This window comes from Bizionia saleffrena, assembly GCF_008086175.1.
GTDB lineage: Bacteria > Bacteroidota > Bacteroidia > Flavobacteriales > Flavobacteriaceae > Bizionia > Bizionia saleffrena.
Map to the genome: position 1 here is coordinate 96,139 of NZ_VSKM01000007.1, position 24,151 is coordinate 120,289.

The 24,151-nt window shown below is 34.6% G+C and carries 18 protein-coding genes and 1 tRNA gene; 14 read left to right on the top strand and 5 right to left on the bottom strand.

Going from position 1 to position 24,151, the window contains the following annotated elements:
• Nucleotides 1–537: 537 nt before the first annotated feature.
• From rnr to ES676_RS08240, 4 genes are all read left to right on the top strand, one after another.
• A complete protein-coding gene (gene rnr, locus ES676_RS08225) occupies nucleotides 538–2,736 on the top strand; it encodes a ribonuclease R (RefSeq protein ID WP_148369844.1) in 2,199 nt (732 codons plus the stop codon).
• Nucleotides 2,737–2,858: 122 nt separating this feature from the next.
• A complete protein-coding gene (locus ES676_RS08230) occupies nucleotides 2,859–3,158 on the top strand; it encodes a YbjQ family protein (RefSeq protein ID WP_148369845.1) in 300 nt (99 codons plus the stop codon).
• Between the two features lie 67 nt (nucleotides 3,159–3,225).
• Nucleotides 3,226–3,918, top strand: a complete 693-nt coding sequence (locus tag ES676_RS08235; protein ID WP_148369846.1) for a head GIN domain-containing protein — start codon at nucleotides 3,226–3,228, stop codon at nucleotides 3,916–3,918.
• 137 nt (nucleotides 3,919–4,055) lie between these two features.
• A complete protein-coding gene (locus ES676_RS08240) occupies nucleotides 4,056–4,733 on the top strand; it encodes a LysE family translocator (protein WP_148369847.1) in 678 nt (225 codons plus the stop codon).
• Nucleotides 4,734–5,460: 727 nt separating this feature from the next.
• Here the strand turns inward: ES676_RS08240 and ES676_RS08245 are convergent.
• Nucleotides 5,461–5,531: transfer RNA gene (locus ES676_RS08245), tRNA-Cys, on the bottom strand.
• A 48-nt stretch (nucleotides 5,532–5,579) separates the two neighbouring features.
• Nucleotides 5,580–5,942, bottom strand: coding sequence for a dihydroneopterin aldolase (gene folB / locus ES676_RS08250; protein WP_148369848.1), 363 nt, complete (start codon nucleotides 5,940–5,942; stop codon nucleotides 5,580–5,582).
• 268 nt (nucleotides 5,943–6,210) lie between these two features.
• Here folB and ES676_RS08255 point away from each other — a divergent pair, with 268 nt between their 5' ends.
• Entirely contained in the window at nucleotides 6,211–8,193 is a 1,983-nt protein-coding gene (locus ES676_RS08255) for a glutamine--tRNA ligase/YqeY domain fusion protein (RefSeq protein ID WP_148369849.1), read from the top strand.
• A gap of 262 nt (nucleotides 8,194–8,455) precedes the next feature.
• Nucleotides 8,456–8,668, top strand: a complete 213-nt coding sequence (locus tag ES676_RS08260; protein ID WP_148369850.1) for a hypothetical protein — start codon at nucleotides 8,456–8,458, stop codon at nucleotides 8,666–8,668.
• Between the two features lie 86 nt (nucleotides 8,669–8,754).
• Here the strand turns inward: ES676_RS08260 and ES676_RS08265 are convergent, their stop codons facing one another.
• Together ES676_RS08265 and gltX are read right to left on the bottom strand one after the other, a co-directional pair.
• Nucleotides 8,755–9,684 (bottom strand): SPFH domain-containing protein, encoded by a 930-nt coding sequence (locus tag ES676_RS08265; RefSeq protein WP_148369851.1) that lies wholly within the window; start codon nucleotides 9,682–9,684, stop codon nucleotides 8,755–8,757.
• A gap of 395 nt (nucleotides 9,685–10,079) precedes the next feature.
• Nucleotides 10,080–11,588 carry a glutamate--tRNA ligase gene (gltX, locus tag ES676_RS08270; protein ID WP_148369852.1) on the bottom strand — a complete coding sequence of 503 codons (1,509 nt, stop codon included), beginning with the start codon at nucleotides 11,586–11,588 and terminating at the stop codon, nucleotides 10,080–10,082.
• A gap of 104 nt (nucleotides 11,589–11,692) precedes the next feature.
• On the opposite strand from gltX, the gene ES676_RS08275 reads away from it, so the two are divergent.
• From ES676_RS08275 to ES676_RS08310, 8 genes are all read left to right on the top strand, one after another.
• Complete coding sequence (locus tag ES676_RS08275) at nucleotides 11,693–15,154, top strand: DUF4175 family protein (RefSeq protein ID WP_148369853.1); 3,462 nt, start codon at nucleotides 11,693–11,695, stop codon at nucleotides 15,152–15,154.
• 15 nt (nucleotides 15,155–15,169) lie between these two features.
• On the top strand, nucleotides 15,170–15,676 hold the full coding sequence (locus ES676_RS08280) for a hypothetical protein (protein WP_148369854.1): 507 nt from the start codon (nucleotides 15,170–15,172) through the stop codon (nucleotides 15,674–15,676).
• Nucleotides 15,677–16,131: 455 nt separating this feature from the next.
• A complete protein-coding gene (locus ES676_RS08285) occupies nucleotides 16,132–16,461 on the top strand; it encodes a hypothetical protein (protein WP_148369855.1) in 330 nt (109 codons plus the stop codon).
• A 113-nt stretch (nucleotides 16,462–16,574) separates the two neighbouring features.
• Nucleotides 16,575–16,985: an rRNA maturation RNase YbeY gene (ybeY, locus tag ES676_RS08290; protein ID WP_148369856.1), complete on the top strand. Its 411-nt coding sequence runs from the start codon at nucleotides 16,575–16,577 to the stop codon at nucleotides 16,983–16,985.
• A gap of 90 nt (nucleotides 16,986–17,075) precedes the next feature.
• Nucleotides 17,076–18,947: a tRNA uridine-5-carboxymethylaminomethyl(34) synthesis enzyme MnmG gene (gene mnmG / locus ES676_RS08295; RefSeq protein WP_148369857.1), complete on the top strand. Its 1,872-nt coding sequence runs from the start codon at nucleotides 17,076–17,078 to the stop codon at nucleotides 18,945–18,947.
• A 68-nt stretch (nucleotides 18,948–19,015) separates the two neighbouring features.
• On the top strand, nucleotides 19,016–19,879 hold the full coding sequence (locus tag ES676_RS08300) for a class I SAM-dependent methyltransferase (protein WP_246130331.1): 864 nt from the start codon (nucleotides 19,016–19,018) through the stop codon (nucleotides 19,877–19,879).
• 224 nt (nucleotides 19,880–20,103) lie between these two features.
• Complete coding sequence (locus ES676_RS08305) at nucleotides 20,104–20,616, top strand: OmpH family outer membrane protein (protein ID WP_148369859.1); 513 nt, start codon at nucleotides 20,104–20,106, stop codon at nucleotides 20,614–20,616.
• A 130-nt stretch (nucleotides 20,617–20,746) separates the two neighbouring features.
• A complete protein-coding gene (locus tag ES676_RS08310; RefSeq protein WP_148369860.1) occupies nucleotides 20,747–22,888 on the top strand; it encodes a hypothetical protein in 2,142 nt (713 codons plus the stop codon).
• Nucleotides 22,889–22,904: 16 nt separating this feature from the next.
• Here ES676_RS08310 and ES676_RS08315 read toward each other — a convergent pair whose 3' ends face one another.
• Nucleotides 22,905–24,059, bottom strand: coding sequence for a DNA polymerase III subunit (locus tag ES676_RS08315; protein ID WP_148369861.1), 1,155 nt, complete (start codon nucleotides 24,057–24,059; stop codon nucleotides 22,905–22,907).
• Between the last annotated feature and the right edge of the window lie 92 nt (nucleotides 24,060–24,151).

The following is a 24,151-nucleotide window of genomic DNA, read 5'->3' on the forward strand; positions in this document are numbered from 1 at the left end:
TACCAAAAATTTTACAAACCAAAATCGACATGAGAGTACCAAAAAAGTTAGCTACTTTTTTTAGAATAATTATCCATTAAAAAAGTACACATACAAACATCAAAAAAATTAATACTTATTAAAACAAACAAGGGAATTGTAGTTATGAACAGTTGTTAACAACGAATTTAAAACCTTTAGAAATAAAGAACTTAACACAATAATAACTTGTTAATAATGTCTATTAAATAACAAATCAAACTAATTAAACTAAAAGTTATACCGCTATTAACACACTATAATAACCATCATTTTTTTTTTAAAATTTTAAAAGAAATAACTGATATCTATAATAAATGTTTACAACCTATTTTTTTAATTAACTTAAACTTAAAATTGATTTAATTATTAAAACGTAGCTTTGCAGTAATCTTAAAGGAGTGATGCTAGAATAAATTCATCTTTTCTACAAATGGTACAAAAGGTCTTCTTCTGAATTTAGTATTTGCTAGAATACAATTAATCAATACCTTTAAAAAGAATTAACGAATTAAATAAATGACAAAAAATAAAAAAAGGAAACCTTCACATAACAAGATCTCCGACCTTACAAACACAATTATAAGTATTTTAAAAGATGATAGAACCAAATCATTTAATTATAAACAAATAGCTTCTAAATTAGAACTTAACGACGCTAGTAGTCGTAACCAAATTATAAAAACACTTGCCAAGCTTAAAGCCAAAGAAGAAATTGAAGAGGTAGAACGTGGCAAATTTAAAATTGTAATTAATAACGAATATCACACTGGTAAATTCGATGCGACTGCAAAGGGTAGTGGTTATGTTATTTGCGAAGATTTTGAAAATGATATCTATATTGCTTCAAATAATGTTAATAAAGCATTACACGGTGATGAAGTGGAGTTGTATGTGTATAAACGTAGAAAACGTGGTAAGTTAGAGGGAGAAATCACTAAGGTGATAAAGCGTGCTAGAACGGAGTATGTTGGCGTAATTCAAATTCACCAGAAAAAGAATTTTGCCTTTGTAGTACCCGATTCTAATAAAATGTATACCGATATTTTCGTGCCTATTAACAAAATTAATAAAGCCGAAGATGGTGATAAAGTGGTAGTAGAATTAGAAGAATGGCCACAAAAAGCCGATTCTCCAAACGGAAGAGTGCTTAAGGTTTTAGGACGACCTGGAGAACATAATACAGAAATTCATTCCATTTTAGCCGAATATGGATTGCCATACGAGTTCCCTCATGATGTTGAAGAATTCGCAAACACTATCGACACGTCTATCAATCCAGAAGATATCGCCGAACGTCGCGATATGCGTAACGACCTTACGTTTACAATCGACCCAAGAGATGCTAAAGATTTTGATGATGCCTTGTCGTTTAAAGTGTTAGATAATAATTTATTTGAAATAGGAATTCATATTGCCGATGTGTCGCATTACGTGCAAGAAGGCACCATTTTAGATGATGAAGCCTACGAGCGGGCAACGTCTGTGTATTTAGTAGACCGAGTGGTACCAATGTTACCAGAAATTTTATCGAATAATGCGTGTTCATTACGTCCTAATGAAGAGAAATTAACTTTTTCGGCCGTTTTTACATTAAATAACAAAGGCGAAATTAAAGATGAATGGTTTGGTAGAACAGTAACGTACAGTGATGCACGATTCTCTTACGAAGAAGCGCAAGCGATTATAGAAAGTAAAACCACGCTAATTCCTGCTGATGTTTCGTTAACCGGTGAAGCTTATAATACCGATCAAACGATTGCCGATGCCGTTTTAAAAATGGACGATATAGCCAAAATAATGCGTAGTAAACGTATGGCTTCTGGAGCGTTGTCTTTCGATAAATTAGAAGTTAAATTCGAATTAGATGAAGAAGCAAATCCTATTGGAGTATTCTTTAAAACGAGTAAAGATGCGAATAAGCTAATTGAAGAATTTATGCTTTTAGCGAATCGTAAGGTATCAGAATTTATAGGAAAACAAAAACCTGAAAAAACCTTTATTTACCGTGTTCACGACGAACCAGACGAAAGTAAATTGATGGCGCTGCAAGGTGTTGTTGCTAGATTTGGACATAAACTAAATTTTAAAGATCGTAAAAGTATAGCATCTTCTTTAAATAATTTATTGTCTGACGTTAAAGGTAAAAAAGAACAAAATTTGGTCGATACATTAACGATTCGTACTATGAGTAAAGCCGAATACACTACAGATAATATTGGTCATTACGGTTTAGCATTCGATTATTACAGTCACTTTACATCGCCAATTCGTCGTTATCCAGATGTTATTGCACACCGTTTGTTACAACGCTATTTAGATGGCGAAAAAACAGCGAATGCCGAAATTGTTGAGGAAAAATGTAAACACGCAAGTAATATGGAATATCTGGCAACAAAAGCTGAAAGAGATTCCATTAAATATATGCAAATTCGGTTTATGCAAGATCATGAAAATGAAGAATTTGTGGGGGTTATTTCAGGGGCAACCGACTGGGGAATTTATATAGAAATTGTTTCTAATAAATGTGAAGGAATGGTAAGAACCCGCGATATAAAAGGAGACTATTACGAATTCGATCAAGAGCAGTTTGCATTAATAGGCCGTGAAACAAAAATAATGTATCAACTGGGTGATGAAGTAGTGGTAAAAGTAAAACAAGCCAATTTAGAAAAACGTCACTTAGATTTTGAATTAATAGGCAAAGTCTCAGAATAAAAAAATATAGTAGTATTTAAAAGTTTTAAAAGAGCAGTCGAGAACGAGTTGATTATTCAATTTAGATTTCGACTGCTTTCGAATAAACAAGAATTATACATAAAAAAAAGTAGGAATAAAGAATGATAGTGACAACCACCGCCTCAGTTGAAGGTTATAAAATTATAGAATATAAAGGATTAGTTTCGGCTAGTACAGTGCATTCTAAGGTGACTTCGTTTATGTATCGTGTAGAAAAATTCTTAGAGTCTATGGAGGATAACATAGACGAAGCAAAACAAGATGCCCTCGAAAAATTACAAGTTAAAACACAGGCTATTAACGCGAATGCTATAGTCGGCGTAACAATAGACATGAAAACAGACACCAATACAGGATATATTTTACTATCGGTTACTGGAACTGCTGTTACTATTATTTAAAATAAATTTAAAACTGTAACAGTTTTGTATTTAGCAACTCTTTAAGAAGAACAAAAAATTATATATTATGAAATTAATAACGTCTTTAGCACTTATTTTTATGTGCACAATAACGTTTGCACAAGAGCCAAAAGAATTGAATGTTGGAGAATTTTCAACCGTAAAAGTTTACGATTTAATTCATATTAGTTTAATAAAATCGACAGAAAATAAAGTCATAATTTCTGGTGACGATATTCAAGATGTAAACATTGTTAATACCGGCGGTACCTTAAAAATTAAAATGGCTTTCGATAAAATTTTTAATGGTAGCAATACATTTGTTGCCGTGCATTACACGCAATTAAAAAGCATAGATGGTAATGAGGGTGCTTATATTGTTGGCAACACGCTTATTGTTCAGGATAAGATTGAATTGAGAGCTCAAGAGGGCGCTAAATTAAAAATAGGTCTAGATGTAAAGGAAGTATCAATTAGAGCCGTTTCTGGTGGTAGAATTAAGACTAATGGAAAAGCAGATACGCAAACGGTATCTTTAAATACGGGTGGCATTTACGAAGGTGAAGGGTTTCCTACCAAAAATACAACGGTAACCGTTCGTGCTGGAGGAGAAGCCGATGTTAATGCCTCAGAATCTGTAGACGCTAAGGTAACAGCTGGTGGTGATGTTTATATCTACGGAAATCCTTTACAAGTCAATAAAAAAACAACCTTTGGTGGCGATATTACCGTTAGAAAAGGAGATGTAAACACAGATTAACGCGGTTATTAATTTATTATCGTATTTTAGTACAGCGGTAAAAGGCTTCAGTTTTAATTTAACTGAAGCTTTTTTCTTGTGATAAGAAAGTTTCTATTAATAATTTCTTTACTTTGTATTAAACCCGTTTAAACACTATGATTGAAGATATCCAGGCAGCAATTCCATTAGGCTTTTTTTTAAGCTTTATGATTGGTCCTGTTTTTTTTGTACTCTTAGAAACTAGTGTGATAAAAGGGTTTAGAGCCGCCATTGCTTTCGATTTGGGTGTAATTATTGCCGATATTTTATTTATTGCTTTAGCGTATTTTTCTAGTTTTCAGTTGCTTGAGAACTTAAGTAATCAACCCGGTTTATATGTTTTTGGTGGTACTATTTTAGGGGTTTACGGACTTATTATTTTCTTTAAGAAGTCAAAAAAAGAACTAGAAACTAAGAAAGAAATTGTTATAAAACGCACCAATTATTTTAAATTATTTTTAAAAGGCTTCTTTTTAAACTTCATAAATATTGGCGTTCTCGTGTTTTGGCTGGGCGTTATTATTGTTGTTAGTCCGAACTTGGATAACGATGTTAATCGGTTTTTAACCTTTTTTGGCACAATGGTCGGGGCTTATTTTGTAACTGATGTCTTTAAAATTTTATTAGCGAAACAATTGAAAAGTAAACTAACGCCTAAAATAATCGTGAAAATTAAGAAGCTTCTAGGACTTATCTTATTGGTTTGCGGTATTATTTTAATAACAAAGGGGTTTCTACCAAAAGATCAATTCGATCCTAAAGATATCATTGAAGGCATTGAGCATAGGAGGTAGGTGGCAGTAAAGTAGTAACACATTTACAAACAAAATAATTATTCTACTATTATTAATTACTGTAAGTTCTTGTGTGCAGCACCACTATCCGTATTAATAAATCTGTAGTGTATTGAGTCTATTGAAATGCTTAAAGGTCAAATTATTTAAAATGTCACAAACGACAAACTGACAAATAGTATCTCTATAATAGCACACGATGGTTTAACAAGTGACTATTTAAAGTCTTTAAATAAAATTTACACTTTACTAATCAATTCTATAAATTTAAGAAGTCTACCAGTTACGACGAATAATTTTCGAAATAAGAATACGTAAATTATTACTTTTTTACGGGAGAGAATACAATAGAAAAGGAATTGAGTTTACGTCTAAAATAAAGTGCTATAGAACTCATATTCTAAAATTGATTACAGATAATAATTAAGCAAAACGTTTCGATTCAAAATAGAAAATAAAGAACAGTCAAAACAGGGAAGGAAACAACATTAAATATTTAAATTTTATGTATCAAGATCTTTCGCTAATTGCTGGTGAGGCATATAAAAAATAAAAAATGTTAAATTTTAGAATGTTAATGTGATTACCTTAAAAAATATTCAATTGTGTGAAAAAAACACTAAATCTGTTTCTAGTATAAAGTAAAAGAGGCGTTTATTTAATTACGTGAAGTAGCAAAACAAGCGCATAAAAAAAGAGCTACTTAGAATATAAGTAACTCTTTTTGAGGTGTCGAGCGGATTCGAACCGCTGTAGATGGTGTTGCAGACCACTGCCTAGCCACTCGGCCACGACACCTTTTGTGACCGCAAATGTAAAAAAAAATACTATGCTTTACTATTTACTTTACGCTTTTCTTTTTTCAGAAATTTCAATAGTCACCATTTCTACATCACCACCAATTGGAGGATTCATTTTACTAAGCGCAACAGTTGCTACGGTAACTAATTTATTTTCAGCGAAAATACGATCTATTATACGCTTTGCAACGCTTTCTAAAAGGGCACTAGATATCGCCATTTCTTCAACGACAATTTTGTTTAAAAGCACGTAATCTACAGTATCTACTAAAGCATCGCTTTGCGCACTTTTTTGTAAATCGGCTTTTACTTTTAAATCGACACGGTAATCACTACCAATTTTTGTTTCCTCTTTAAGGCATCCGTGGTTGGCATACACACGAATATTTTCAACTTTAATTATTCCCAAAATATATATTTTTTGCGAAAATAGTGAAATCAAAGCAGTTTAATCTATATTTTATAGTCTAAGGCTTCATACGTAGCGAAATGAGATAATTATTACCCTATTGCGTTGGTTAACGGCTTTTCATTTTTACGATAGAATTTTAATTTTTTATGTGCTGTCATATATTAAAAAGTTAATGAATAGATATAACACGAATTTCCTTAATTTTGTACTACTTTAAGAATGATTTTAAAGTACTTACTAAAGCTTTCATTTTCAAACGAGATATATGTCTGAAGAAAAAAAACCGCTTAATTTTATTGAGCATATTATTGAAGAAGATTTAAAAGACGGATTAGATGCCAACGATTTAAGGTTCCGTTTTCCGCCAGAACCTAATGGTTATTTACACATTGGGCATACCAAAGCTATTGGTATTAGTTTTGGTTTAGGAGAAAAATATAAGGCGCCAGTAAATTTGCGTTTTGACGATACAAATCCTGCAAAAGAAGAGCAGGAATATGTTGATGCGATTAAAGAGGATATCTCTTGGTTGGGTTATAAATGGGCGGAAGAACGCTATTCGTCAGACTATTTTCAGCAATTGTACGATTGGGCGATAGTACTTATTAAAGATGGTAAAGCGTATGTCGATTCGCAATCTAGCGAAGCTATGGCAGAACAAAAAGGGACGCCTACGCAACCGGGTGTAAATGGACCACATCGCAGTAGAAGCGTTGAAGAAAACTTAGAGTTATTCGAAAGAATGAAAAATGGTGAGTTTAACGAAGGTGCGCATATTTTACGTGCAAAAATAGACATGCAGCATCCTAATATGTTAATGCGCGATCCGTTAATTTATCGAATTCTTAAAAAACACCACCACCGCACCGGAAACGATTGGTGTATTTACCCTATGTACGACTGGACGCATGGTGAAAGTGATTATATAGAACACATATCGCACTCCTTATGTTCGCTCGAATTTAAGCCTCATAGAGAGTTATATGATTGGTTTTTAGACCAAGTAGTCGATACCGATAAATTACGCCCTAAACAACGTGAATTTGCCCGTTTAAACTTGAGTTATACCATAATGAGTAAGCGTAAACTTCTAAAATTAGTAGAAGAAGGCGTGGTTTCTGGATGGGACGACCCGCGTATGCCTACTATTTCTGGTTTGCGTCGCCGTGGGTACACACCAACTTCTATTAAAAAGTTTGTAGAAACGGTAGGTGTAGCGAAGCGTGAGAATAGTATCGATGTATCTCTTTTAGAATTCTGTATTCGCGAAGATTTAAACAAAAGTGCACCGCGTGTTATGGCTGTTTTAAATCCGTTAAAATTGGTGATTACCAATTACGATGCCGATAAAGAGGAGTGGTTAGAGGCCGAAAATAATCAGGAAGATGAGAGTGCGGGTTTTAGAAAAGTACCATTTTCTAACGAAATATATATTGAAAAAGAAGATTTTAAAGAGGAAGCTTCCGATAATTTCTTCAGATTAAAACTAGGTGGTGAAGTGCGCCTTAAAAATGCCTATATTATTAAAGCGGAATCTGTAGTTAAAGATGCCAATGGTGAGATTACTGAAGTACACTGTACGTACACAGAAGACACGACTAAAAAAGTAAAAGGAACGTTGCATTGGGTGTCTATACAACATTCGGTTACAGCCGAAGTGAGAGAATACGATCGTTTGTTTAATGATGAGGCGCCAGATAGCCATCAAGACAAAGATTTTATGGAATTTATAAACCCGGAATCTCTTAAAATTATTGAAGCTTTTGTAGAGCCTAGTTTAGCAGATGCCGAAATCGGTCAGCAATTCCAGTTTCAACGTTTAGGGTATTTTAATGTGGATAAAGCGTCTAAATCTGGCGTATTAGTGTTTAATAAAACAGTAGGTTTAAAGGATTCTTGGGCCAAACAAAAGCCAAAAACGGAAACCAACCAACAGAAGCCGCAGCAAAAGCGTCTACCAATCGAGCTTATAAAACAATACGGTAAAAAGTACGACCGTTTACCAGACGATAAGCGCGAAGAAGCAAAGAAAGATATTCAAGAATTGGCCAAACATATTGCTTACGACGATTTAGAACCGTTGTTTAATACCTCGGTTAAAAAATCGGGTACACGTATTATTACAATGATAAGTTTGGGGGTGTTGCTCGCTAATGGGGTAGTAAAAAATGAAGCCATTAATGCGTTTATCGCGAAAGCGTTAGAAGATAAAAACAAACTGCTAGTTGAAGAAGCTAGCGCTTTATAAATACAATCCATAAGCCTTAAAACTTGTGGATTTTTTATATAATGGAAGAAAGTAATAGATGATAAATTTACAGACTGAAATGTACTAATTTATGGTGCGACGTATCTCTTTTAAAACGTATAATGGTAAATTGGTATTGTGGTTACTAAATTATTTTAGCAAACAATTAATAGTATAATTGTGAAGAGTGCTTAAAAAATGATTAATTTTAGAGGTGTTAACAGCACTTTTGAAGTGTAATTACTAAAATAACAATAAAAATATGGATACTAAAGCCAAAAATATACTTACTGAAATAACACGTTTAACAAACGAAATAGAAAATAAATACCCAGAAATTATAAAGTATTTAGACGAAACACGAGCGACATTACCACAAGGCGATTTGCATAATGCTGAGATGGACGTTACTTCACTTGAAAATTACCGCAATGGGTTAGAAGAGATGATCAAGAAATATGAAAAAGAACATTAGAGATAAAGACGTGTTCGTTTAAAATTATAAAAGGGCTGTTATGTGAGTAACAGCCCTTTTTTTGGTAGTAATTGTAGTTAAATTTATTATTCTTCTAACTTTTTCTTGTTTTTATTCGCTTTCATAGCTTCCCCAATTTGGTTACTAGCTGTAAAACTAGCGACCATATCGTTAAGCATTGTGCTACCGGCTTGCGGTGAATTTGGTAGTAGAATTAAATTACTGTTCGTTTCACTTCCAATAGCTTGTAACGTGTCGTAATGTTGTGTAACTACAATTAGCGCAGAAGCTTCTTGAGAGTTAATACCAACACGGTTTAATACATCTACAGATTCTTCCAAACCACGAGCAATTTCACGTCGTTGGTCGGCAATACCCTGACCTTGTAAACGTTTACTTTCTGCTTCGGCTTTTGCTTTTTCAACAATTAAAATACGTTGCGCGTCCCCCTCATATTGTGCAGCAGTTTTTTCTCTATCGGCAGCATTAATACGGTTCATCGCAATTTTTACTTGCGCATCTGGGTCTATATCAGTAACTAAAGTCCTAATAATATCAAAACCATAATCCATCATCGCATCATTTAATTCTGCTTTTACGGCCAATGCAATATCATCTTTCTTAACAAAGACATCATCTAATTTCATTTTTGGCACTTCAGCACGAACCACATCAAATACATAACTTGTAATTTGTTCATGCGGATAATCGAGCTTATAAAAAGCATCATATACTTTATCTGTAACGACTTTATATTGTACCGAAACTTTTAGTTTTACAAAGACATCATCTAGCGTTTTGGTTTCTATAATAACATCTAGTTGTTGAATTTTTAAACTCAATCGGCCAGCAATACGATCGATAATAGGAATTTTTAAATGTAGTCCAGAGTGCCGGATGCTCTGAAATTTACCAAAACGCTCTACAATAGCTGCGGTTTGTTGTTTTACTGTAAAGACGGAAGAGATTAAAATAATAATTCCTAATACAATAACAATGGGAAGTAATAGATTCATAGATAATTTTTTAAATGGTTAAAATTACAACTACTAAATTAAGTTATATTATGCACTAATACCGTAATTTATACTGAAAAACACTCAGTCTATTGTATTAGTAGCACGAACTAAAGGTTTCGTTACAACATTCTCAAGTGAAAAATCAAATTGAGATACAATGGTCTAATAAAAACGTGGCGGTTTTTAAATATTATGCAATGAAATCACTAGCCATTAATGGGTTTACAATACTTTAAAGATGCTTAATAAAACAGGACATTTAAAGGATAGCAAGCGCTAGGGATTTCTAGTGGTTCGACTATATTATCATCTATTTTAAGTGCGAGAATGTAATGTATAAAAAAAGCGAGCTCTAATGCGGCTCGCTTTTCTTGTTCTATATAAGCGTAGATTTATAAAGTAGCTATCACTTTGTCTATGCGTTGTAAAGTTTCTTTTTTTCCTATCATATACATAATGTCGAAAACATCTGGGCCTTGCAAAGCACCAACTAATGCTAAACGCAACGGCATCATAATTTTTCCAAAACTAATGTCGTTACTAGTTATCCATCCTTTTATTTCCGTTTGAAGGGTCTCTACTTCAAATTCTGAAGTATTGGATATAACGTCTACCAACTGAAGCATTAAGTCTTTAGTGCCATCTTTAAAGGCTTTTTTAGAGGCTTTTTCATCATAACTTTCTGGTGCAACAAAGAAATAGCTGCTCAACGCCCATAAATCAGAAATAAACGTGGCGCGTTCTTTTACTAAACCAACCACTAAACCAATGTAATTAACGTCTATAGAAGCTAATGCTGTATGTTGTGTTTGAAACTCTTCAGCAATAGCATCGTTATCCTGTTGTTGCATATACTGGTGGTTAAACCATTTAATTTTATCGGGATCAAAACGGGCTCCGGCCTTGTTAACACGCTCTAATTCGAACGCTTCTACTAAACCATCTAAGTTAAATAATTCTTGTTCTGTACCTGGATTCCATCCTAATAATGCTAAAAAGTTGATGACCGCTTCTGCGAAATAGCCTTCTTCTTTATACCCTTTAGAAACAGCGCCCTCTGGCGAAGTATATTCTAAAGGAAATACTGGAAATCCTAATTTATCGCCATCACGCTTACTTAATTTTCCTTTACCTGTCGGTTTTAAAATGAGCGGTAAATGTGCAAATTCTGGAGCTTCCCAACCAAAAGCAGTATATAATTGACTGTGTAAGGCTAGACTTGGTAGCCATTCTTCTCCTCTAATTACGTGCGAAATGTCCATTAAATGGTCATCGACAATATTAGCTAAGTGATACGTTGGCATCCCGTCGCTTTTAAATAAAACTTTATCGTCTAAAATATTAGTATCGATTTTTATATTTCCACGAATAATATCCTTTAAATTTAGGGTTTGGTCTTGTGGCGATTTAAAACGAATAACATACTCCTCGCCAGCGTTTAATTTGGCGTTAACGTCTTCGGTAGAAAGTGATAAAGAGTTACTCAGTTTCTCTCTATTATGCCAGTTATAAATAAATGTTTTTCCGTTAGTTTCGTGGTCTTTTCTATGAACATCTAACGCATCGGCGCTATCGAAAGCATAGTAGGCATGACCGCTTATAATTAAATCATCTGCATATTTTTTGTACAAATGTTTACGTTCACTTTGTTTGTAGGGTCCGCATTTCCCTTCTTTTCCCGGGCCCTCATCGTAAGGAATATTGCACCAGTTCAAGGCATCGGTAATGTAATTTTCGGCTCCGGCAACAAAGCGATTTTGGTCGGTATCCTCAATTCTCAAGACGAAAGTTCCGTTGAATTTTTTCGCAAATAAATAGTTAAATAAGGCAGTACGAACACCACCAATATGTAAAGGTCCTGTTGGACTTGGTGCAAAGCGCACACGAACGTTTTTAGACATTTTTCTGTGTTTAAGACTGCGAAGATACAATTAACACGCAATTATTTATTTGCTAAAAAATAAAATTGTAATTTTATAAGTTAAACCCAGTAAACAACGGCTATTTGAGTACTTTTAAAATTATACAGGACAAACTAGAGCAATTTATTAAAAAATATTATGTTAACGCACTTATAAAAGGAGTAATTTTATTTTTTAGTATCGGCTTACTTTATTTTCTAATCACCTTATCTATTGAGTCGGTGTTATGGTTAAATACGACGGCGCGTGCTATTTTGTTTTGGGTTTTTATAGTCGTAGAATGTGCCTTATTTTACCGATTTATCGCGATGCCTTTAGCACAATTGTTTAAACTACAACACGGCATTAATACGACTGATGCTTCTAAGTTAATAGGAAATCATTTTCCAGAAGTTAGTGATAAATTACTTAATGTGCTTCAATTGCATTCTGAAAAAACACAATCTGAACTCCTTTTAGCAAGTATCGACCAAAAGGCCAAAGAATTATCGCCTATTCCCTTCAAATTAGCGATTAACTTTAAGCATAATCTTCAGTATTTAAAATATGCCGTTATTCCATTGGCTATTATTTTTTGTGTCACCATTTTCGGAAAATTAAATTGGTTTAGTGATAGCTACAATCGGGTGGTAAATTATAAAACAGCGTACGAAGCGCCGGCACCGTTTCAGTTTTATGTGTTGAATACGCCCCTAAAAGCTACAGAGAATCAATCGTTTACTCTTATCGTAAAAACCGGTGGTAACGTCATTCCTGAGTCGGCTCAAATAGAATTTAATAACGAGATTTATTATTTGAAACAACAGGGCAGTGGGGCTTTCGAATTTGTATTCGAGCAACCGAAAACGGATATAACTTTTCGCTTAACCGCCAATGGTATTTATTCTAAACCCTATACGTTGCAAGTGGTGGAAGTACCGACTTTATTAAATTTTGAAATGGTCTTAGATTATCCGGCATATACGAATAAACGAGATGACGTTTTACAAAGCACTGGAAATGCCGTGGTACCTCAAGGCACGAAAGTTACGTGGACACTAACGACCAAAGCCACCGAAACTGTTACTTTGTATAGTGCCGACACGTTGACCTTTAAACCGTTTAAAACGGACGGTTTTCAAGCGAGTAAACGGCTTTTTACGGCAATGGATTACAGTATAACGACCAGCAATACTAACTTAAAAGACTACGAAAATCTTGCCTTTACTATTGCTGTTATAAACGACGAATATCCAGAATTAAATTTAGAAACTAAAGTCGATTCTTTAGACCTGCAAACGCTTTATTTCTATGGACAAGCCAGTGATGATTACGGATTATCAAAATTGCGATTGGTGTATTACAAAGCAGAAAAAAATAGTAAAAAGGAAATAAAAGTTATACCGATGGCGCGCTCAAATTATGCCGAATTTATAAGCGCTTTTCCAAACGATTTAGACATTGAAGACGGAGTGGCTTACGAACTGTATTTTGAAGTGTTCGATAATGACGGCGCTAATGCGTCTAAAAGTACAAAAAGTACCGTTTTCACGTATAGAAAACGGACACAAATTGAAGAAGAAGAAAAACAGTTAAAAGAGCAAAATGAAACCATTAAAGCCTTAGATAAAGTTTTAGATAATTTCGACAAGCAACAAAAGGAATTAGAGCAATTGTCGAAAACCCAAAAGGAAAAATCGGAGCTTAATTTTAATGATAAGAAGAAATTCGAAAATTTTATTAAACGCCAAAAGCAGCAAGAAAATATGATGCAGGAGTTTAATAAAAAAATGAAAGATAATTTAGAAGATTTTCAAAAAGAAGACCAAAAAGAAGATCCTTTTAAGGAGGATTTAAAAGAGCGTTTACAAGAAAATGAAGCGCAATTAAAACGCGATGAAAAACTTTTGGAAGAACTTGAAAAAATAAAAGATAAAATTTCTAAAGAAGAACTGTCTGATAAAATTGATAAACTCGCGAAGCAAAACAAAAACCAAAAACGGAGTTTGGAGCAAATGCTAGAATTAACAAAGCGCTACTACGTGACCAAAAAAATGGAAAAAATAGCGGAAGAATTGCAACAACTCGGTGAAAAGCAAGAGGAGTTATCCGAAGAGGAACAAGAGAAAAACACCAAAGAAAAACAGGAAAATTTAAATAATGAGTTTATAAAATTACAGGAGCAGTTAGACGAATTACAAAAAGATAATTCTGAATTAAAACAACCGCTTAAACTACCGCGCCAACAAAAGGAAGAGAAGGCTATTGTCCGAGAACAACAACAAGCTACTGAAGCTTTAGAAAAAAAGAAAGCAGCAGACAATTCTGAATCTCAAAAAGAAGAACATAAAAAAGCCCAAAAGAAGCAAAAAAATGCGTCCCAAAAAATGAAGGAAATGGGTCAGCAAATGGAACAGCAAATGGGACAGTCTGGCCAAGAAGCTTTAGAGGAAGATATGGCGATGCTTCGTCAAATATTAGATAATCTAGTGGTGTTCTCCTTTGATGAAGAAGCGGTAATGAATCAGTTTAAAAGCATACAAACTAATCATAACGAATACGCCAACTACCTAAAAAAACAGAAAGAACTACGTACCCATTTCGAGCATGTAGACGATAGTTTATTTGCGTTGTCTTTGCGCCAACCTAAAATTAGCGAGCAGATAAATAAAGAAATTTATGAGGTCTATTTTAATGTGGATAAAGCCTTAGATCAATTAGCCGAAAACAATTTATATCAAGGTGTTTCTGCACAGCAATATGCAGTGACGTCGGCGAATAATTTGGCTAACCTTTTAAGTGATATGTCCGATGCTTTGCAAATGCAAATGATGCCGTCTTCTGGTCAAGGTCAAGGAGGAATGCCATTACCAGATATTATTATCAGTCAGGAAGCATTGAATGAACAAATGAAACAGGGTATGAAAAAAGGGGAAAAGGGAGCGCCTAAAGAGGGCGACGGACAAAAACCAGGAGAGCAAGGTCCGAAGGGTAAAGCGGGTGAAAAAGGCGAAGAAGGAGAGGACGGGAAGTCCGGTGAAAATGGTAAAAGTGGTAAGGATGGTAAAGAAGGAAAAGATGGAGAGGGCAACGGTAATGGCGAAGGAAACGGTTCTGGAACACAAGGTTTTGATGGATTTAATGAAGATTTAAATGGTGAATTGTATAGGATATATCAGGAGCAACAGATGATACGTCAGGCGCTAGAACTACGGTTAGAAAAAGAGGGAATACGTGGTAATGGAGAGGCTAGACAATTATTAAAAGATATGGAAGGGGTAGAGTTAGACCTTATAAATGAGGGGTTTACAAACCAAACGTTATCTAAAATGATGAATCTGCAGCACCAATTATTAAAATTGGATAATGCAACGTTTCAACAAGGGCAAGATACTAAGCGTAAAGCGGTTACAAACACAAAGAACTTTAATAATACCACTAAAAATCAGATGCCTAAAGCGAAACAATATTTTAATAGCATCGAAATTTTAAACAAGCAAACGCTACCTTTGCAACCGGTGTTTAGAGAAAAGGTACAAGATTATTTTAAGCAGAAAACAAACTAACCAAACCACTATATAATGAAGTATTTATTGTTATCTGTGATATTTATACTCACAAGTTTTACAACGTTACCCAAAAAGGGAGCGATTACTTTAAGTCGTAATTATAAAGTCGAAAACACGTTTTCTGGCGACACTAGTAGTGATGAAAGTTTTTATTTAATTATAGCAAAAAACAGTAAAACGAAACAGTGCGAAATTATACCCATTACTAACACAAATGGAGAATTAAGTCAGTTCAAATCCGTTTCTTTTGATAAAATGCCGAGTGTCTCATCGTATCATTATAATGAAGGAGTTCTTACTTTAATAGTGTCTACGGAAGGAAATAAAGAGGACGATTCTACAGTGGTAGATATTGATTTAACAACAGGGGAAAGTTATAAATCGGATTCTATTTCTGGTAAATATTTTAAAGCGGTAATCATAAAAAAGAATTCAAATTTATTAGTGTTTTCAAATAAAAGTAGTGTTAACCTGATTGATGTAAAGGATTCAAAAAACAGAAATAATGTTACAGGGTAATCTACTCAGAGTACAGAGGATTTATTAAAAGATTTAAATAAAAATAGTTTGTCGGCCGTTAATACCGATACGTATGTTGCTAACGGAGCTATAGCCGAGTTCAGAGCATACTTGGAAAGGAATACTTGATTTATTACGAAGGGGGATACTAAAGAAAAAGAGACTGCCGTAGTCAGGATACCCCTGGATGGAGAGGCTAGCTTCCCTATAGAAAGTAGTGTTTATAGAAGTAAAATTAATGAGGAAGGTAAAAAAGCGACGTCGTAGGTTCTCAACGGGCAATTATTTCAAATGACTTTAGCGAAAAGCAACGGTGCTTTATCTATTTTTAATTTGCAAAATGATTCTGAAACGAACTTGAATTTAACCACGTTAAAAATTTTTAAAAAGTCTAAAGGTTTCGAATCCATCACTGAATTTTAAAGCAAGCAACACGTTTTAAAAACGAACCAACGGTGACTGTAAACCCTACTAAAGATGGTAATATAACAGTATGGTTAGACTATGTGGATAAAAAGGAATACAGTTACCGTTACAATTGGTGGTGGCATCACCATTGGGCAATGCAACAGCAGATGATGATGATGCAACAAATGAGTGTAGAACAAAGTATGAGAAATAATAGTGGATTTGGACCACGTCAATATGAGGCGGTACCTTATGTTCTCAAGACGGAAAAGCACTATTTTGAGATTGTTTTAAATAGTACTAACGTTGTTATAGACGCACCAGAATCAGAGACCATGTATACGTCTATTGATAAAAATAAATACAGTAAAGAGTGAGATGAAAAATACCAAAGTAAAATACGCATCAGCGGTGTTTATTAATGATGAATTGAGATACTTTGGGTACCATAACAAATCAAAAAAACACACAGTAATTTATAAAGAAATAAATGATTAATTTTAACTACGAGAATGATTTTACATTAGATAACGAGCAACAATTATCCGATTGGATTGCTCGGGTGGTGGCGATAGAAAAATGTGAAATAACAGAGATTAACTATATCTTCTGTGATGATGACTATTTACATAAATTAAATGTAGAGTTTTTAGAACATGATACGCTAACGGATGTTATCGGTTTTGATTACTCCATCGGAAAAAACTTACAGGGAGATATTTACATTTCTACAGAGCGTGTGGCCGATAATGCTAAGGACTTATTGCTCCCTTTTGAAGCCGAATTGCAGCGCGTAATCGTTCACGGTATTCTTCATTTTTGTGGTTACAAAGACAAAACCGAAAGTGATGCAATGGTAATGACAACTAAGGAAAATGAGCACTTAACTCGGTTGTCGTAGAAGTCGCTAATTCGCCCTATCTTTGCAAAAAGTTTAAAAAGTATATTACAATGTTTCACGTGGAACATTTAAAAATAAAATTGCCAAATAATGTTTAATGAAGAGTATGATGTAATAGTTGTTGGTGCTGGACACGCAGGAAGTGAAGCTGCTGCCTCCGCGGCCAATATGGGAAGTAAAACGTTGTTAATTACAATGAATTTGCAAAACATTGCGCAAATGTCTTGTAATCCAGCAATGGGAGGAATTGCAAAAGGGCAAATCGTTAGAGAAATTGATGCCCTTGGGGGTTATAGTGGTATTGTTAGTGACACCTCTGCTATTCAATTTAAAATGTTGAATAAGTCTAAAGGACCTGCAATGTGGAGTCCAAGAGTTCAAAGCGACCGTATGCGTTTCGCAGAAGATTGGAGGTTGCTTTTAGAGCAAACGAAGAACTTAGATTTCTATCAAGAAATGGTTTCTGGGTTGCTAGTAGAAGGCGGAAAAGTATGTGGCGTAACAACGTCTTTAGGATTAAAAATTAAATCTAAAACGGTTGTTTTAACCAATGGAACATTTTTAAATGGATTGATTCATATAGGTAATAAAAACTTCGGTGGCGGTAGAGCAGGAGAAAGAGCGGCGACAGGGATTACTGAGCAATTGGTGCAATTAGGTTTTGAATCCGGTAGAATGAAAACCGGAACGCCGCCAAGAGTGGATGGGCGTTCTTTGGATTTTTCTAAAATGGTTGAGCAGCCTGGAGATGTGTCTCCAGAGAAATTCTCTTATTTAGACACGACAAAACCATTAACGCATCAGCGGTCTTGCCATATGACGCATACAAGTGAAATTGTACACGATGTGTTGCGAGAAGGTTTCGATCGTTCGCCTATGTTCAACGGTAGGATTAAAAGTTTAGGACCCCGTTATTGTCCGTCGATAGAAGATAAAATTAATCGCTTTGCTGATAAAGATCGTCATCAATTGTTTGTTGAACCGGAAGGATGGAATACGGTAGAATATTACGTGAATGGATTTTCAACGTCCTTACCAGAGGATATTCAGTTTAAAGCAATGCGATCAATAGTGGGTTTCGAAAACGTAAAATTCTTTAGACCGGGGTATGCGATTGAATACGATTATTTTCCACCAACACAATTAAAGCACACGTTAGAAACAAAGTTAGTTAGCGGACTGTATTTTGCAGGTCAAATTAACGGAACTACGGGGTATGAGGAAGCTGCGTCTCAAGGATTAATGGCGGGTATAAATGCAGCGTTAAAAGTACAAGAACGCGATCCTTTTATCCTGCAGCGTAATGAGGCGTATATTGGTGTTTTAGTCGATGATTTAATTACAAAGGGAACTGAAGAACCGTATAGAATGTTTACGTCGCGTGCAGAATACAGAACGTTATTACGTCAAGATAATGCTGATTTTAGATTAACCCCAAAGGGGTATGATTTAGGTTTGGCTAGCGAAAAACGTTTAAGACGTATGGAGCAGAAACAAGATGAGTCTGAAAAACTGGTACAGTTTTTTAGAAACACAAGTGTAACGGCAGCAGAAGCAAATCCTGTTTTGGAAGCCAAAAATTCTGCGCCTGTTACGCAACAGGGAAAAATGTTTAAGATATTCGCTAGGCCAAATATTACGATTGACGATGTGCGACAATTTGAGGCGGTCGAAGAATACATTACGTCCAATAATTTAGATAATGAAGTTATTGAACAGGCAGAAATTCAGGTAAAATATTCTGGCTATATTGATAAAGAAAAGAATAATGCAGATAAGTTAAACAGATTAGAAAATTTAAAAATTCCGGCTGACTTTGATTACTCGAAATTACAATCAATGAGTTTGGAAGCACGGGAGAAATTAAATAAAATTCAACCGGTAACTGTCTCTCAAGCGTCACGAATTAGTGGGGTGTCTCCGAGTGATATTTCGGTGCTTTTAGTTTTTATGGGACGTTAAAAGAATAGAAAATATAGGATATGTTTCACGTGGAACATATCCTTTGTTTTAATTATAAATTATTTTTGGTGGAAAAGAGTACAGCAACTTCTTTATATGAAACGGTAAAAGATTTTACAGTTTCGGGCGAAACGTTTCAATTACTTCATAATTCTCAATGGGATTATTTGCAAACTAATCCGCAACCTTCGGCAAGCAAATTACCCGATTACTATAAAAGTGAAGATTATATTTCACATACCAATACGCAAAGAAATCTTTTTGAGAAAGTGTATCACGCCGTTCGGACGATTTCGCTGAAACGGAAATTAAAGCTAATCAATAGTTTTTCGTCTTCTGAAAAAAAAATATTAGATGTAGGCTGTGGGACCGGAGATTTTTTAGCGGAAGCACAAAAAAATAAGTGGGTCATTACGGGTATAGAACCAAATGAAAAAGCGAGAACTATAGCCAATTTAAAAACTGGAAACAAAATCGTTAATACCGATGCTTTAGAAACGTTACCGTCACATAGTTTTGATGTGATTACGTTATGGCATGTTTTAGAGCATTTGCCAAATTTAGAAGAACACATTAAATTATTTAAACGCTTATTAAAAAAAGAAGGCACCTTAATTATTGCAGTTCCTAATTATAAAAGTTACGACGCAATATATTACAAACAATTTTGGGCTGCTTTTGATGTGCCAAGACATTTATGGCATTTTTCTCAAGAAGCGATTACTCGTTTGTTTAATAAAAAAGAAATGACTGTGGTAAAAACCTTACCAATGGTGTTCGATGCTTATTACGTAAGTTTGCTGTCAGAAAAATATAAAAAAAGTAAGTGGCAACCGGTTAAAGCATTATGGCGTGGTGTTATATCTAATTGGAAAGCGAAACAGTCATCGGAGTATTCATCACTGATTTATTGCATTACAAACGCTAAATAATCAATTTAGGAGCTGAATGGGCTCTGTTTGGCGCTTCAAACCTATTGGTTGTTTAGTAAAACGAGAAACAGTCTTAAAACGCTTCTAAATCGACTATTTTTGATAAATTAAGCTTATAATTTTCATAATTGCTATAGGTTTTACTTATTCCTTTAAATTTCAATTTAAAAAATAAAAAGTCGCGCCTACTTTTATACTTTTGACTAAACTTAAAACACCAACAAATGAAATATTACATAGTACTTGCATTCGCTTTCTTAACACTAACCTCTTGCAATAAACAAAAGATTGCTTTTGTGGATAACGGAAAAGTCATTAACGAGATCCAAGAGAAAAAAGATTTAGAAGCAAAATACAAGATTAAAGAGGATGCTTTTAATGCAAAAGCGGACGGCTTAGACGAACAGATTAAATTAGAGGTAAAAGAATTTCAAGCTAAAGTAGAAAGTATGTCGCCGGCCAATCAAGAAAAAAACTATCAAGTTTTAGTGCAGAAAAAACAAACTCAAGATCAACAACTGCAATTCGAGAAACAGCAAATTACGCAAGAGTTTCGCAAAGATGTAGATAGTGTTATCGTGCGCGTTAAAACGTATGTAAAAGAATACGGTAAAAATAATGGTTATACTTATATTTTAGGAACAAGTGAGGTCGCTTCGACAGTGCTTTATGGGGCAGAAGAAAACGATTTAACCCAAACCGTAATCGCTGCTTTAGATAAAGAATACAAGAAATAAACAGTACCGCTGCAATAATTAAAAGCGTTAAACGACAGTTTAACGCTTTTTTTAGTTTATAATATGCTATCTATCAATAGATTTAATTTTAATACTTATATTTAAGTGCTATTAATTATTTCTATTTAAGATGATGAAAAACTCCTTTTGGTTGTTGCTCATTTTCTTTGCCTTTTTTAACCACACGTCTGCTCAGGTTGCGTTGCCTTTTAAAGCTCAAAAAGAGTTCTTTATTTATGGTAATGCTACCGTTATTGGTAACGCTATTTTAGGCAAAGAGGCTACAGCTGCTTTTAACGATGTCTCGCTAACCAACGACGATATCGATATGGTCTATACCGATGTTGACAACGACGATACCACGTTTAGTTCTAGTTCGGCAACCTTACAATTACCCGCCAATCATTCCGAAATTAAGTATGCTGTTCTGTATTGGGCAGCAACATATAGTTACGAACAAGGCTATAGGACAGAGTCTGGCGAACAGTTTTTGTTTCAAGGAAAACGCGTAAAAAATCGAAATGCTATTAGTAAGGTAAAGTTTAAATTACCCAATGCTAAAAATTATATACCTGTTAATGGCGATGTCGTTTTTGATGGTGCTAATGACCCTGCATTCTCTCTAAACGCTCCTTATGTTTGTCAAGCAGACGTGACCAAACTTCTAAAAAACGCGAGTATTATTAATGGCGAGTACACGTTAGCGAATGTAACGGCTTCTAAAGGTTTCGTTTCGGGTGGTAGTGCTGCCGGTTGGTTGCTTTATGTTGTTTATGAGGCACCGGTTAATACCCCACAATACATCACGATGTATAACGGGTTTGCCCACGTAGGAAATGAGGCTGTGAAGATTACTTTCGATAATTTTAAAGCCTTAGAAGAAGGCGAAATTAAGACCTCTATTACCTTATCGGCCTTAGAAGGCGATTCGGCGTTAATAGATGACGAGATTTTGATTTCGAATCCTGTTTTAAAACGAATGTCATTACTAAGTAGTAACCTCCGACCACGTAATAATTTTTTCAATAGTAAAATAACAACAAACGATTCAGAATTTACAGAACGTAATCCGGCGAGTAAAAACACGTTAGGTTTCGATATCGCAACCGTAGATATTCCAAATCAAACCCAACCTATAATTGATAACAATACCGAAAAAGTAGATCTTATTTTCAATACTAGAGCAGATCGCTTTTATCTATTTTTTACGGCTTTTCAAACGGAGATTAGCACCGTTTTTTACGAAGAACAACAACAAGAGTATGCACTTATTGAAGACAAATTAGCACCGAAAATTACTAGCGATAAAAGTAAAAAAGAAGTTTCTAAAGCACTAGAGAAAAAAAGTAGTGAAGAACCCATTAAGGGAAGTGCGCCAAAAATACGCACGGAAATAAGTCGAGACATAATCAAAGAAGTGAGTCGTGACGAACGTAACGTTATTAATACATCAGTAGCTAAAGAGACAGCAGAAGGTATTGTTGAAGATGTTAACAGCGAAACTAAGGACGGTATTACTAGTGCTAAAGGGTTAGAACAAGTGGTTAATGCTAAAGTGAAAAAGGAGAAAGTACCGAAGAAAGAAGTAGTAAAAAAGGGAGAAAAGATAACAAAAAATCAAGAGCCAATAGTTAAAGAAATGGTTCGAGAAGAAATTAAACCGTGGGAGAGAAAACCAGAGAACACGAACGTAGGCGGTCCAGAAAAAGAAGCTACCTCTAGCTCAATACCTAAAGCAAAGACACTAACAAATCCATTGCCAAGGGCAGACTATTCGCAATCAACAAAAGATAAAACGTTACCTGTTTGGTTAAAACAAAAGCAAGAAGTAGAGCCTAGACGTGATAATATATATCGCCCATCTGGGCAAATCATTTTACAGCAATCAGCTCAGAATTCACTGGCTTTAAATCGCGATAATTACGAAAAACTACTAACGGTGGAAGATTATATTTACGAAACCCAAACGTTTAAGCGCATTCTTAATCAAGAAACCACTTTTATAAACGGCATAGATAAAGGGTATTATATTATTGCCACCTTGGTCTACGATTTTGATGAAGCGATCGGGTACCAAAATGCCCTAAAAGGGAAGGGCGTCAACTCTAAAATATTTAAAGATAAAGGTGATTCTTATTATGTGTATTTGTATAACTCAGATAATTTTTACGACGTATTTATGCTCCGAAAGGCCTTTATAAAAGCCGAGTTTTTAAGTAAAGTTTGGATACTAAATATTAATATGAAAGCGGGTACACTCAAAAAGATATAAGGGAAGAGGTCTATTTCTATTCTGATTTTTTATGTAGTAAACGCGTTAATTTTATCGATAAATCTGTTAAAATTATTTTTGAGTTTCCGTTGCGTTCAATATGGTAAATGGCGTCTTGCAACTCTTTATAAATATCCAAAATATTGTTATTATGCACAAAAGGGGCAAAGTTTTCTAACTTAAATTTCTCCGTTTTAATGTCCATAAACACTAAATCTTGCGCACCGTAATTTAGCAATAACGCTTGTCGGAAAAAATCTATACAGAAATTAAGAAATTGCTTTTGTGTTTCTCTCCCTGTTTTAGCAATGTCTTCGCTCCACGTAATTAAATCGTGAATAGCGGCTTTATTTCCTTTAGCTTTAAATGCCGCACGAATCCAGAGAATAAACCAAGTTTCAAATTGAATATCCTCACTATCTTGATAGACTAAATCGCAAGCTTTATTATAATTTCCGTTAGATTGGTGTGCTATTTTCGTTGCTTCAGCATCATTTATACTATAGCTTTTAATCAACGCTTCTTTAACATCAAATTCTGCTAAGGGCGGAAAATGTAATAATTGGCATCTCGATTTAATAGTGGTAATAATCTGTTCTTCATCTTCAGCAATAAGTATAAAGACCGTCTTGCTGGGTGGCTCTTCAATAAGTTTTAACAGTTTATTTGAAGCAGAGGTATTCATCTTCTCAGCCATCCAAATAATCATAACTTTATAGCCGCCTTCGTAAGCTTTCAAACTTAACGATTTTACAATGTCTTGCGCTTCATCTACACCAATTTGTCCTTGCTTATTGTCTACGCCTAAACGCTTATACCAATCGAATAAATTACCATACGGTTGTTTGGCTAATAAATCGCGCCATTCTTCTAAAAAATGTTTAGAAACAGGATGCTTTTTAATTTTATCGTTGGTGGTAACCGGAAAAGCAAAATGTAAATCGGGGTGAGAAAACGAGTTAAATTTTAAATTACAAGAGGGGTTTCCGTTGCTGTTTTCACCCGCGGTATTTTTACACAAAATGTACTGTGCATAAGCAATCGCCATGGGTAAAGTACCGGAACCCTCTGGACCAATAAATAATTGGGCGTGAGGAATTCTACCATTATCCACGCTTTGCGTAAGATGTTTTTTTATATGTGTTTGACCTAGAATAGTACTGAATTGCATAGCACAAATATACTTTAGATAACAAATAAAAACTATTTTTTGGTTTCAATATGTTTATGACGTTTAATTTTTAAGGCAGATGGCAAACGAGT